Here is a 13,162-nt window from a genome sequence, read left to right on the forward strand (position 1 = left end):
GATTACGCGGCTGCCTTTATGTAAATTGACATTATTTCTTTATAACTGCGAATACCAGCAATAACCATCCTGCAATAAAGCATAATCCGCCAATAGGAGTAATAGCCCCCAGCCAGTTCATGCTGGTATTGTTATTCGCTCTGAAAAAAGTAAGCAGGTATAATGATCCACAGAAAAGCGCAGTTCCAGCAATAAATAATCTTCCGCTCCAAAGCAATGCACCACTGCCAAAACTTTGGAAAAGTATGCTTACTGCCAGCAGTGCAAATACGTGATAGAACTGATATTTTACTGCTGTTTCAAAAATGTTCAGTACATCTTCTCCTACTTTACCTCTAAGACCATGAGAACCGAACGCACCCAATGCAACGCTTAGCGCGCCGAGAAGGCCTGCTACAACCAGGAATGTTTTATGCATGTTGTTTAATGATTTCGATGATGTTCTTTTCTGAAAGCTTGTCGCCCGATAAACGGTATTTTGCCTGCGAATAAGCCGGAGTTCTTTCGACCAGTTTACTGCTTAGGAAGTCTACTAATTCATTATCAGATAAATCGCTGATCAATGGTCTGTGAGCTTTTCCCGGTTTCAATCGTTCCGCCAGTGTTTCAGGAGTCTCATCAATCCAGATGGTAATACCATTCTTGTTCATCCACTCCATGTTGTTGTTCAGGCAGGGCGTGCCACCACCTGTAGCAAGCACAAAACTTTTCTTTTCACCAAACCATCTCAAAAGTTTTGCTTCTGCTTTGCGGAAGTATTCTTCACCATCTTCAGCAAATATTTCTGCTATGGATTTTTCTTCAAGATTTTCAATAAGGTGATCAAGATCGTATGATCCGCACTTTAACTTCTTCGCTAATTTAGAGCTCCAATAGCTCTTGCCCGAGCCCATCATTCCGATTAAGAAAACTTTATATCCATTAACCGCTGTCTCCGTAGCATTATTTGTTGCTGTCTTCTTTTGCATGTTTGATTGTTATACTTAAGGGATGCGCAAAAGTAGGGAAATGTGCGAATGGGTAAATGTGCGAATATGCGAATGGAAGAAAACTTGTCTCCCGAAAATGCAAATGATAATTTCCGGAATTTTTTATGCAATGAATATGTGCGGATTATAAAGCCAGCGTCTTTTTCGATGTGGAAATTATTTTCCCTAAAATTTTGAGAAGTGTTTCGAGTTGAAGTAAGAGTCTATTCGGATTAGGATATGATTTTGATGCCTCGCAAAGTTTCAGCCAATAAATTGTTTCTTCCGCTTCTTTGTATGCAATCTTCATCTTGTGCACAAAATCCTTTTTGCTTTCTGCAGCCTGAGCTTCTTTTACATTGGCTCCTATGGACGTGCCGCTTCTTAATAATTGATTAGCAAGGGTGTACTTTCTTTTTTCTTCCAGCTGGTCGCAAAACTCAATTATCTCTAAAGCAAACGCAAAACTGAGCGTTACGATTGGGTTGGGTTGACCATTCATTGTTTTGACTATTTATAGGGTTGTTCTTTAAAAAAGATAAAAATTAATGCTATTACCGCACATTTTCATACTCGCACATTTGCACATTCACCCATTTGCACATTCGCACATTTACTCATTCGCACATTTACTCATTCGCACATTCACCAGCTATTTGAATGCATTAAACCCTGTCACATCCATTCCCGTAATTAACAGGTGAACATCGTGTGTGCCTTCGTAAGTGAGAACGCTTTCAATATTCATCATGTGGCGCATAATGGAGTATTCGCCGGTAATGCCCATCCCGCCGAGAACCTGCCGCGCGTCGCGGGTAATGTCTGCCGCTATTTCACAACTATTGCGTTTGGCCATACTTACCTGTTGAGGTGTTGCTTTTCCTTCATTCATTAATACACCCAATCTCCAGACAAGCAGCTGGGCCTTTGTAATCTCAGTGATCATCTCGGCCAGCTTTTTTTGTTGTAACTGAAAAGCTCCGATGGGTTTATCAAACTGAATGCGTTCCTTACTATAGCGCAGAGCTGTATCATAGCAATCCATGGCTGCTCCTAATGCACCCCAGGCAATGCCATAACGTGCTTTTGTGAGGCAGCTCAATGGTCCTTTCAATCCTTTAATATCTGGTAGCAGGTTTTCTTTTGGAACTTTTACATCGTGAAAGACGAGCTCTCCGGTTGCACTTGCTCGAAGGCTCCATTTACCATGGGTTGTCGGCGTTGTAAAACCTTCCATGCCGCGCTCAAGAATTAGTCCGCGGATCTCGCCGGCTTCATCCTTCGCCCAAACGACAGCAACCTGGGCATATGGCGCATTGCTGATCCACATTTTAGAGCCGTTCAATACATAATGATCTCCTGCATCACTGAAATTTGAAAGCATTCCGGATGGATTGCTTCCATGGTCAGGTTCTGTAAGACCAAAACAACCGAGCCATTCGCCGCTAGCCAGCTTAGGTAAATATTTCCTGCGCTGCTCTTCTGAACCGTACGCATAAATAGGAAACATGACAAGAGAACCCTGCACACTGGCAGTAGAACGAACACCGCTGTCGCCCCTTTCAAGCTCCTGCATCATCAGGCCATAGCTAATATAATCAAGTCCGCCGCCACCATATTCCACAGGAATCGTTGGGCCAAAACACCCCAATTCGCCCATCTGCCTGACAATGTGTTCCGGAAATTCAGCGCGTTGTGCATAATCCTCTATAACAGGAGAAATTTCTTTCTTTACATAACTGCGCACTGTATCCCTGACCATCTTTTGCTCTTCAGTCAACAACTCATCCACCTGAAAATAATCGGGCGATTGAAATAAATCTGTTTTGGCTGCCATAGACGTTTTGCTTTTTGTGGTTGCCCGGTGAACGGGCCGAATATGTTGTTAGGGTAAAATAACAAATCAGCATCGCCAGCCCTGGCTATTTAAAAATCATTCTGCTTCACACTAAGGCCAACGCGAATTAAAATACTAACCTTTGTTCACAAATTTATATGTATTCGCTATATACTCGTCATTATTGTACTTTTATTTCACACCAAAAACCTGCGTATGAAAAAATTATTTTGCTCCCTTATAATGCTTTTTCCACTATTGTTGTTTGCTCAGACTAAGGGAAAAAATGACAATGAAAAATTCGAACCCATCCAGCTATATTTCGTTATGCTGGTAAAAGGGCCTAACCGGACACAGGACTCTATTACCGCGGCCAAAATTCAGGAAGGTCAGATGGCCAATATTGGAAAGCTGGCGAAGGAAGGTAAGTTAATTGTGGCCGGTCCTTTTATGGATGATACAAACTGGAGGGGACTTTTTATATTAAAATGCCAGGATGCCGCTGAATGTGAGAATTTGTTGAAGACGGATCCCGCAATATCTTCGGGCAGACTGACTTACGAAGTCCACCCGTGGATGACGGGTAAAAATTGTCTTTTTAAATAATTCCTGTACAGGCTGGCAATAAAAAGCTTGCACATGTATAATGTGCAAGCATCTATCGAAAAAGGAAACCAAACTCCAAATAAAAACAGTTAGTATCACCCAAGAAATCAACCTGGTCACAAGGCAGATAATTCCGGAAAATACTTCGGAACACCCGAAGAGAATTAAAATAATACAATACACAGCATATTAAAAGAACTAATGATTGATTGGTAGTATCAGTTGTGTGTACGGCAGACTGGCTGCTATAAAAGCTAATTAACAGGAATGAATTTGTCGCGTTTCAACTGCCGCCCTCTATTTTTGTACCATGGACCTACTATTGAAGTTCAAACAATTTATCGCGAATGCGGTTCCTCAGCTACATCCTTCAAACGATGAACTATTGGTTGCGGTGAGTGGAGGAATTGACAGTATTGTGCTGACTGATCTTTTAATAAAAAGCAAGTTTGATGTAGCCATAGCCCATTGTAATTTTCAGCTTAGAGGAGCTGAAAGTGACCGGGACGAGGCTTTTGTTCATCAATTGGCGGATCGTTATGGTGTCCCGCTTTTTGTACAACGATTTAATACAAAACAATTTGCGGAGGAGAACAAATTATCCATCCAGGAAGCTGCGCGCAAACTCCGGTATGACTGGTTTGGGGAAATATTAGAAAACAAGACAGCGAAATCCGGTAATCCTGCTTATCTGGCAACAGCACATCATGCTGATGATAATGTTGAAACAATGCTAATGCACTTTTTCCGGGGAACAGGTATACAAGGATTGACCGGCATGCCCTTTTATCATAAGGAGAGGAGAATGGTTCGTCCATTATTATTTGCCTCCAGGGAGGAGATTCTGGTTTATGCGAACGACCACAGATTGGCATGGGTCGAAGATTCTTCCAATGCGTCTGATAAATATACCCGTAATCTTTTCCGCAATAAGATCATCCCGTCTCTTAAAGAAGTGTTTCCTCAATTAGAAGAAAACTTGCAGGGTAATTTGCAACGTTTTTCAGAGATCGCAGAATTGTATACTGAGGTTGTAGCACAACATAAAAAGAAATTAATTGAAACCCGGGGAAGCGAGGTCCATATTCCTCTTTTAAAACTGCAGAAGACCAGTCCTTTAAAGACAATAATTTTTGAAATCATTAAAGAATATAATTTCTCGAGTGCCCAGGTTGATGAGCTGATCAAACTCTTTGATGCCGATAACGGAAGTTTCATTGAATCAGCATCCCGCAGGATTATAAAAAATCGCGGCTGGCTAATTATAGCGCCTAAAAAGAATGATATAGCTGATCATATAATAATCGAAGAAAAAGAGACGCATGTTCATTTTTCCAATGGCGAGCTGCATATCAAAAAACTTGATGGTGCAAACATTCAGGTGTCAGCAGATAAAGACGTTGCCCTACTCGACGCTTCGGCAATCCGGTTCCCGTTATTGTTACGCAAATGGAAGCAAGGCGATTATTTTTATCCGCTTGGCATGAAAAAAAAGAAAAAACTCAGCCGCTTTTTTATCGACCAAAAATTATCTCTTGTCGATAAAGAAAGCGCCTGGGTGTTGGAGATGGATAAAAAGATTGTGTGGGTTGTTGGCCATCGCATAGATGACCGTTTCAAACTTACACCCGGAACGAAGAATGTGATTGCGATTAAGAAGCTGTGAGCTTTTAGCTCTCAGCTATCAGCAATGGAATCATGTGTTACCCGGTAGTATCCTCAGAAGTAAGTATTGACTTCATTGTCAAATATCTATTTTCCATTGTCAATTGAAGTAGCTCTGTACCTGGAAAATAAAGTTCTCCACCGGTCTGTAATCGCTCAGGAAATAAGACATTACTATAACGAAAGCAATGCCGAAAACAGCGCCCCAGAAGTGGGCTGAATGATTGATATTGTCACCGCCTCGTTTAGACATATAGGCTGTTAAGCCAAGATAAAGTGGACCGAAAACAAATCCGGGAATAACGGGAGGAATAATAAACAATCCAATTTTTGCAAGCGGCACGAGGAAGATGCCGGCAAAAACAACAGCAGATACAGCACCGGAAGCTCCGAGACTGCGATAATAATAGTTGTCTTTATTCTTTGCATAAGTTGGGATCATACAAACCACCAATGCAATTACATACATTGCCAGGTATAACAACTTGGCTCTCTCTCCGAAGATCTGATGAAAATATTTTTCAACAAGATCTCCAAACAGGTATAAGGAAAACATATTAAATGCGAGGTGGCCAAGATCGGCGTGAATCAAACCACATGTGATAAAACGATACCATTGGTTTTGTTTGCTGATAGCCGGTGGATAAAAAATCAGATCCTCTGTAATCTTGGAATTGGAAAAAGCCGTAAAAGAAACAATACAAGTTATGATGATGATGATAAGTGTTAATGATAAAGCCATTTACGCGGTTTAAGAAGGATAAAAATAGGGAAATGATTTGGATAGTCTGGATCTGGATTTTTTTCTGGACCGGGATTTTGAGGATTAAATGATTAAAGGATTGTTATAATTGAAAATGTGCGAATGGGTGAATGTGCGAATATGCAAGTGGGAGAATATGCGGATGTGAAAATGTGCGGATGTGAAAAATGCGAATATCTGATGTCGGATTTTTTTATGTCTGATTTCTCTCGGTTCAGGAGGCTAATTGAGCGCTATCAACTTTGGAAAGCACGCTTAGCTGAAGTAATATTTTCAATTGCCTGAAATCAGTCTGCTCCCGCACCTTACCCCTTACGCCTAACGCCTCATACCTCACGCCTGATACCTGATACCTCACGCCTCACAGCTACACATGGTGATACTTCTCATTTTTAATGATCGTACACGCCCGGTAGACTTGTTCGGCAAGGATCAATCTTACGAGCATGTGCGGGAATACAAGTTTGGAAAGGCTCCAGGTATAATTTGCACGTGCAGAAACTGTGGCATCAACGCCAAATGCACCGCCGATAAGGAAGACGATACGTTTGGTGCTTTCGTTGGCTCGTTGCTGAATAAATGTAGCCAATTCGGGCGATGTTAATTGTTTTCCTCTTTCATCCAGCAAAACAAGAAAATCGTCTTGTTGAACTTGCTGAAGGATAAGTTTTGCTTCCTGCTTTTTCAGTTCTTTTTCGTCAAGCGATGCGGCATTTTTTGGCGGCGCAATGATTTGCCAGTCCGCACTGAAATACCTGCTCACCCGTTTGGTGAAATCATCTACCCCTGCCTTTATGTAGGCTTCATGCGGTTTGCCAACTGAGTAAAATTGAATTTTCATATATTAGGTATCAGGTGCCAGGTATCAGGTGTGAGGCTTGAGGTGTAAGGCTTGAAGTGTAAGGATTCGCCCTCACATCGTACACCGTACCCGCCCGAACGTGCCGTCGGTACGGGCGGGCATCTAACATCGTGCATGTCCCTCACATCGTACATCGTACATCTCACATCGTACATATCCTCACATCGTACATTCGCCTGCCGTTTACACCGCGAAAGTAACTACTCAACACGTTTCCCGCGCCATCATTGTAAAATGTTTTCATTTCTCGTTTGGGTTATGTAATTTAGTCCACCAATTTAGTAGTTAAAAGAAAATGCTATGCGTGGTAAATTCTGTTGTTGTTGCGGAGTGAGATAATAAGAGAGAATTTAAAGGCAAACGATATTATGCCCTTCTCTCTGTGAGAAGGGTTTATTTTTAATACACCAAATATGCGATATCCGGGTTTTATTTTAAGTGATAACCTGCCTTCCAGCAAAGAGATTCACACTTTTACAGAATCCCTTATAGCATATCTTTTTCCTGTTACTGATGAACCTGAACTGTTTTTGGAACATCACGAGGCCACGATGTACAAGTTGCAAAAGCAACTTGCGTGTTTAATTGAATCCGTAGATCGAAGTCAGGAGTTGGAAAAAGAACTAATAGCCGACGATTTTTTTAATTCCCTGGAAGACATAAAAGATCTGTTAGTAAAAGACGCGCAGTTGATCCTTGATTTTGATCCTGCGGCAACATCACTAGAGGAAGTTATCTTGTCATATCCCGGTTTTCAGGCTTTGATGGTTCACCGGCTGGCGCATAAATTATACCAAGCAAAGGTTCCGCTCATTCCAAGAATTATAAGTGAGTGGGCACATAGTAAAACAGGGATAGATATAAATCCCGGAGCTCAAATCGGTTCACCGTTCTTTATCGATCACGGTACTGGCGTAGTAATTGGCGAAACCACCGTCATCGGTAATAACGTAAAAATATACCAGAGCGTAACACTTGGTGCGCTGGCTGTGCGTAAAGAAGATGCTTCCAGCAAACGTCATCCCACTATAGAAGACAATGTGATCATTTATGCAGGGAGTACAATACTTGGTGGCAACACTGTAATAGGTCATGATAGTATTATCGGCGGAAATACCTGGATAACAAAAAGTATCCTCCCTTTCAGCGTCGTTTATCACAGAAACCAGACAGTGGTTAATGACAGAAAGGATTTTGAAGAGCCGATCAATTTTGTAATTTAAGAGCTGTCAGCTATCAGCTATCAGCTTTTAGTTTGTTGATGAGTTATGATCAGCACGCTTTAATTCATCAGTATATAAGGTTAGTAGAAAAATAATTAATAAATCAATACTCAATGAGCCAGGGCTGAAAGCTAATAACTGACAGTGGCAGCTCCAAAAATCTCAACGGATGAAAGCAAACAGTATCCTTGAAACGATAGGAAATACCCCGCATGTAAAGATCAACAGATTGTACCCCTCCAACATAGAAGTTTGGAGCAAACTCGAAAGAGCAAATCCGGGTGGCAGCATTAAAGACCGTATTGCATTGTCAATGGTTGAAGATGCAGAAAAAAAAGGATTGCTAAGTTCTGACAGTGTTATAATTGAACCTACGTCTGGCAATACAGGTATCGGGCTGGCAATGGTTGCTGCTGTAAAAGGCTACAAACTTATTCTTGTAATGCCTGAGAGCATGAGTGTTGAGCGCAGAAGACTGATGAGCGTTTACGGCGCTACATTTGAGCTTACGCCACGCGAAAAAGGAATGAAGGGTGCAATTGAAAAAGCAAAGGAACTGGTTGAATCAACACCTAATGCATGGATGCCACAACAATTTGATAACCCGGCAAACGTAGATGTACATATCAGGACAACCGCGGAGGAAATAGTAAAAGATTTTCCTGAAGGTCTGGACTTTTTAATTACAGGTGTTGGCACCGGCGGACATATTACCGGCGTTGGTGAAGTGTTGAAAAACCATTTTCCTAACCTGAAGGTTTTTGCAGTTGAACCTGAGCTTTCTCCGGTTATCAGTGGCGGAAGTCCCGGTCCGCATCCTATACAGGGAATTGGTGCAGGCTTTATTCCTGCAAACCTCCATACAGATGTACTTGATGGCGTGATCCTCGTTAACAAAGATGAAGCTTTTGAATACACACGAAGAGCAGCAACAGAAGAAGGCATTTTTCAGGGTATTTCAAGCGGCGGCACTATGGCTGCACTTGCTAAGAAATTGCCTGAAATTCCTGCAGGTAGCCGTGTGCTGATCTTTAACTACGATACGGGTGAAAGGTATTTGAGTATTGAAGGACTTTATTAGAAGACCGTAAGACTGTAAGATAGTAAGACCGTAAGACAGTAAGACAGTAAGACGTGTAAGATGGGTAAGATGGGTAAGAAAAATAAAACCTGTCAGGATTGTCAGAAATGGTAAGATTTGTCTGATGGGGTGTAAGATGAAAATAAGCAAGATGAATACAGGTACTTCGTACTTCGTAAATCGTACTTGTTTCCAATCAAGATTGTCAGAAATGGTAAGATTTGTCTGATGGGGTGTAAGATGAAAATAAGCAAGATGAATACAGGTACTTCGTACTTCGTAAATCGTACTTGTTTCCAATCAGGATTGTCAGAAATGGTAAGATTTGTCTGATGGGGTGTAAGATGAAAATAAGCAAGATGAATACAAGTACTTCGTACTTCGTAAATCGTGCTTGTTTCCAATCAGGATTGTCAGAAATGGTAAGATTTGTCTGATGGGTGTAAGATGAAAATAAGCAAGATGAATACAGGTACTTCGTACTTCGTAAATCGTACTTGTTTCCAATCAAGATTGTCAGAAATGGTAAGATTTGTCTGATAGGGTGTAAGATGAAAATAAACAGGATGAATACTGGTACTTCGTACTTCGTACTTCGTAAATCGTACTTGTTTCCAAATTAACGGTACTACTTTTGCTATATGAACGAGCGATTGAAGCAATGCGATCCTGAGAAGATGGCATTGCTTTTTCAACGTTAACATAGCATGAAGAACAAACTTTCAATATTCCTTGTATTTTTTATCAACTGGTTCTGTTCGTGTGAAAAAACAATTCACCTGACTGTCGCAGATCAGCCGGCAAAGCTTGTTGTTGATGGCAGTATTGAAAATGGACAGCAACCTCTCATTTTTCTCTCAACATCGCTCAATTACTTCAGTACGATTACACCAGAAGAACTGGCTTCGAGTTTTGTACACGATGCAGTGGTGACTATTAGTGACGGAATAAAAACGGTCAGGTTAAAAGAATTTTCTTACAAAGATTCAGTATCGGGATACACAGGTTATTTTTATACAACAGATCCTTTGTTGCCTTCTCAGGCATTTAGAGGTAAAGTAAATACAACTTATTCGCTACAAATACAAACTCCGGATTCAATTACTTATACAGCTTCTACTACTATCCCGGCAATTGCAAAAAAATGTGACTCTTTGTGGTGGTTGCCCGCGCCAGCTGCAAATGACGACACAACCCTGGCAGTTGTTATGGGGCGTTTTACTGACCCACCGGGACTTGGAAACTATGTAAGGGGATATACGCGCGTGAACAGCGAACCCTTTTATCCACCGGCAAATTCAGTATTTGACGATCAGTTTACCGATGGAACCACGTATGATTTCCAAATTGTTAAAGGACAGCGAAAAGGAGGCTCCAATACCTTTAATAATGATACAGATGATTTCTTTCACAGGGGGGATACTGTTACACTCAGACTTTCAAACATAGATAAGGCTACTTACGACTTTTGGCGTACCTGGGAGTTCAGCTATCAGAGTGTAGGTAACCCGTTTGCCTCGCCCACAAAGGTTTTGAGCAATATTTCGGGTAACGCTCTGGGCGTTTTCGCAGGTTATGGCTCTCAATACAAAACCATCGTTATCCCCAAATAAATCACCATTAACGCATCTATTACGGAATTAATAAATATTGAATCCTTTGGTTCAATATTTTTGCAGACTTAAATAAACCAGTATGGAAAATGAAGTTGTAGAAAAAGTACATTGTTTGATCATTGGTTCTGGTCCTGCAGGCTATACAGCAGCCATTTATGCAGCGAGAGCAAATATGAAACCTGTATTGTACCAGGGTATTCAGCCTGGTGGACAGTTGACCATAACTACAGAGGTAGAAAATTATCCCGGGTATCCCGAAGGCATACAAGGACCAGAAATGATGGTTCATTTTGAAAAACAGGCCGCACGCATGGGGGCCGATATCCGTTTTGGACTGGCTACAAACGTAGATTTTACCGGTCCTGTACATAAAGTTCAGATTGATGAAGACAAGTGGATAGAAGCTGACACAGTGATCATTTCAACCGGCGCTTCAGCAAAATGGCTTGGCCTGGAAAGTGAGCAGCGTTTGAATGGTTACGGTGTAAGTGCCTGCGCAGTGTGTGATGGATTTTTCTTCCGTGGAAAAGAAGTAGCGATCATTGGTGCCGGCGACACTGCCTGCGAAGAGGCGGTTTATCTTTCAAAACTTGCGACTACAGTGCATATGATTGTGCGTAAGGGTGAAGACGGAATGAAGGCAAGTAAAGTAATGCAGGACAGGGTAAAAAGCACACCTAACATCAAGGTCTACTGGAACTCTGAAACCGTTGAAATACTTGGTGAGCATAAAGTTGACAGTGTTAAGATCAAAAACAATATCAGCCATGAAGAGCAGACGATTCCTGTAAGTGCATTCTTTGTTGCGATAGGCCACCAGCCTAACAGCGACATATTTAAAGGATGGCTTGAGATGGATGAGACTGGTTATATTCAAACAATTCCAGGTACATCTAAAACAAATATCGCTGGTGTATTTGCAGCAGGCGATGTGCAGGATAAGATCTATCGCCAGGCTGTAACCGCCGCTGGCAGTGGATGTATGGCAGCACTTGATGCAGAGAGATATTTGAGTGAGAAGGGCGTTGTATAGGAGGAGGGCTTAAAGCTAAAGCGCAAAGCTTAAAGCTTGGTGAGTTGTACGTTGTAAGTTATACGTTGTACGTTGATCGAGGAGTGAGGTAGAAGGCTTGAGGTATGAGGTATAAGGTCTAAGGTATGAGGCATGAGTAAGATTGCCGTACTTTGATTGAAGAGCAGGTTTTGAGTGACAATAGGTGTTTTAAACCTAAGCCTTTGTGTTCTTTAGCGCATTCGCGCCTTCTTTAAAAGGTACTCAATTTCTTTGACTCCTTTGTGTCCTTCGTGTCTTCGTCTTTCAAACTGTATTTCTCACTTGTTTGTAACAAAAACAGCATAAAAAAAATTATGCACTCTTATACTCTGAACAGTAGCTGATAGCTGATAGCTCATAGCTGACAGCTTACTAACATTCGTTTAAAACTTGTGAAAAAAATTTGTTGCGAATTACATTGTAACTATATTTGAGCCTCAATGATGACAAAAGCAAATACATACGGTTACTTTTACTTCTTTTTCTTTTACTTTTTTAGAAGCAAGAGCCGGGTCGTGTTTGCTACGATATAAGATTAAATAAAAAAATCAGCAATACAGTCCCGGCAAAAAGCCGGGACTTTTTTTGTTATATGGCAACGAAAGTCTCAATACAAGGATACGAAGGCAGTTTTCACCAGGTGGCTGCACAGCAATATTTCGGCAAAGATGTAGAAGTGATTGCCTGCGCAACATTTAGAGAAGTAGTTAAAATTGCAGCTAACAAAAAGGAAAGTAACGGCGGTGTAATGGCCATCGAGAATTCCATCGCCGGAAGCATTTTACCCAACTACACGTTGTTACAAAAAAGCAATCTGAAAGTGGTGGGCGAAGTTTACCTCCAAATCAGGCAACATCTTTTAGTTAACCCCGGTGTTAAGTTTGAAGACATACGTGAGGTGCACTCTCACCCCATTGCCATATTACAGTGCATGGATTACCTGGATAAACACAACTGGAAACTTGTAGAGACAGAAGATACAGCCCTGAGTGCAAAACACATCCATCAGCACAAAAGCAAACATATAGCAGGTATAGCAAGCAAGCTGGCTGCAGAACTTTTTCAACTGGAGGTAATCGCGCCCAATATTCACACAATGAAAAACAACTACACACGTTTTCTTGTGTTGCAGAGAGAAGATGAGGCGCAAACAGTTCCGGATGCAAATAAGGCATCCGTTAATTTTCATACAGACCACTCAAGAGGAAGTTTAGCCAGAGTGCTTACTACCATTGCAGATGGCGGTATCAACTTAAGCAAACTGCAAAGCTTTCCTATTCCCGGAACGGAATGGAAGTATAGCTTTCATGCAGACATGGAATTTGATTCTCTGGACCAGTTTGAATCCGTGCTGGGCAAGATGAAGAAAGTTACCGAAGACATGAAAGTGTATGGTGTATATAAAAAAGGAAAAACGATCTAAAGCAGCAAGTACGAAGTTAGAAGGACGAATTACCGGATCAACAACTTGCTCCTTTACAAAACTT

At 41.4% G+C, this 13,162-nt stretch carries 13 protein-coding genes; 7 read left to right on the forward strand and 6 right to left on the reverse strand.

What is annotated here, in order from left to right:
- Positions 1-31: 31 nt before the first annotated feature.
- The 4 genes from QTN47_RS04295 to QTN47_RS04310 form a co-directional block, all read right to left on the reverse strand.
- Positions 32-418, reverse strand: coding sequence for a DUF423 domain-containing protein (locus QTN47_RS04295; RefSeq protein WP_369328089.1), 387 nt, complete (start codon positions 416-418; stop codon positions 32-34).
- Positions 411-968: a shikimate kinase gene (locus QTN47_RS04300; protein ID WP_369328090.1), complete on the reverse strand. Its 558-nt coding sequence runs from the start codon at positions 966-968 to the stop codon at positions 411-413. The genes QTN47_RS04295 and QTN47_RS04300 overlap by 8 nt, the downstream gene beginning before the upstream one ends.
- Positions 969-1,113: 145 nt before the next feature.
- The gene (locus QTN47_RS04305) at positions 1,114-1,470 is read right to left on the reverse strand and encodes a four helix bundle protein (RefSeq protein ID WP_369328091.1); all 357 of its coding nucleotides are present in this window, start codon (positions 1,468-1,470) and stop codon (positions 1,114-1,116) included.
- 150 nt (positions 1,471-1,620) lie between these two features.
- The gene (locus QTN47_RS04310) at positions 1,621-2,805 is read right to left on the reverse strand and encodes an acyl-CoA dehydrogenase family protein (protein ID WP_369328092.1); all 1,185 of its coding nucleotides are present in this window, start codon (positions 2,803-2,805) and stop codon (positions 1,621-1,623) included.
- Positions 2,806-3,021: 216 nt separating this feature from the next.
- Between QTN47_RS04310 and QTN47_RS04315 the strand changes: the two genes are divergently transcribed.
- A complete protein-coding gene (locus QTN47_RS04315; RefSeq protein ID WP_369328093.1) occupies positions 3,022-3,411 on the forward strand; it encodes a YciI family protein in 390 nt (129 codons plus the stop codon).
- A 310-nt stretch (positions 3,412-3,721) separates the two neighbouring features.
- Positions 3,722-5,077, forward strand: a complete 1,356-nt coding sequence (gene tilS / locus QTN47_RS04320; protein ID WP_369328094.1) for a tRNA lysidine(34) synthetase TilS — start codon at positions 3,722-3,724, stop codon at positions 5,075-5,077.
- Positions 5,078-5,176: 99 nt separating this feature from the next.
- Here tilS and QTN47_RS04325 read toward each other — a convergent pair whose 3' ends face one another.
- On the reverse strand, positions 5,177-5,818 hold the full coding sequence (locus QTN47_RS04325; RefSeq protein ID WP_369328095.1) for a rhomboid family intramembrane serine protease: 642 nt from the start codon (positions 5,816-5,818) through the stop codon (positions 5,177-5,179).
- 388 nt (positions 5,819-6,206) lie between these two features.
- The gene (locus QTN47_RS04330; protein ID WP_369328096.1) at positions 6,207-6,680 is read right to left on the reverse strand and encodes a 23S rRNA (pseudouridine(1915)-N(3))-methyltransferase RlmH; all 474 of its coding nucleotides are present in this window, start codon (positions 6,678-6,680) and stop codon (positions 6,207-6,209) included.
- A gap of 434 nt (positions 6,681-7,114) precedes the next feature.
- On the opposite strand from QTN47_RS04330, the gene epsC reads away from it, so the two are divergent.
- From epsC to QTN47_RS04355, 5 genes are all read left to right on the forward strand, one after another.
- Positions 7,115-7,924, forward strand: coding sequence for a serine O-acetyltransferase EpsC (gene epsC / locus QTN47_RS04335; RefSeq protein WP_369328097.1), 810 nt, complete (start codon positions 7,115-7,117; stop codon positions 7,922-7,924).
- Between the two features lie 169 nt (positions 7,925-8,093).
- Positions 8,094-9,005, forward strand: coding sequence for a cysteine synthase A (gene cysK, locus QTN47_RS04340; protein WP_369328098.1), 912 nt, complete (start codon positions 8,094-8,096; stop codon positions 9,003-9,005).
- A gap of 707 nt (positions 9,006-9,712) precedes the next feature.
- The gene (locus tag QTN47_RS04345; RefSeq protein ID WP_369328099.1) at positions 9,713-10,618 is read left to right on the forward strand and encodes a DUF4249 domain-containing protein; all 906 of its coding nucleotides are present in this window, start codon (positions 9,713-9,715) and stop codon (positions 10,616-10,618) included.
- Positions 10,619-10,700: 82 nt separating this feature from the next.
- On the forward strand, positions 10,701-11,654 hold the full coding sequence (gene trxB / locus QTN47_RS04350) for a thioredoxin-disulfide reductase (RefSeq protein WP_369328100.1): 954 nt from the start codon (positions 10,701-10,703) through the stop codon (positions 11,652-11,654).
- A 613-nt stretch (positions 11,655-12,267) separates the two neighbouring features.
- Positions 12,268-13,098: a prephenate dehydratase gene (locus QTN47_RS04355; RefSeq protein WP_369328101.1), complete on the forward strand. Its 831-nt coding sequence runs from the start codon at positions 12,268-12,270 to the stop codon at positions 13,096-13,098.
- The last annotated feature ends 64 nt before the right edge of the window (positions 13,099-13,162 follow it).

Origin of the sequence: Danxiaibacter flavus, assembly GCF_041060425.1 — a bacterium.
In the GTDB taxonomy this organism is placed as follows: domain Bacteria; phylum Bacteroidota; class Bacteroidia; order Chitinophagales; family Chitinophagaceae; genus Danxiaibacter; species Danxiaibacter flavus.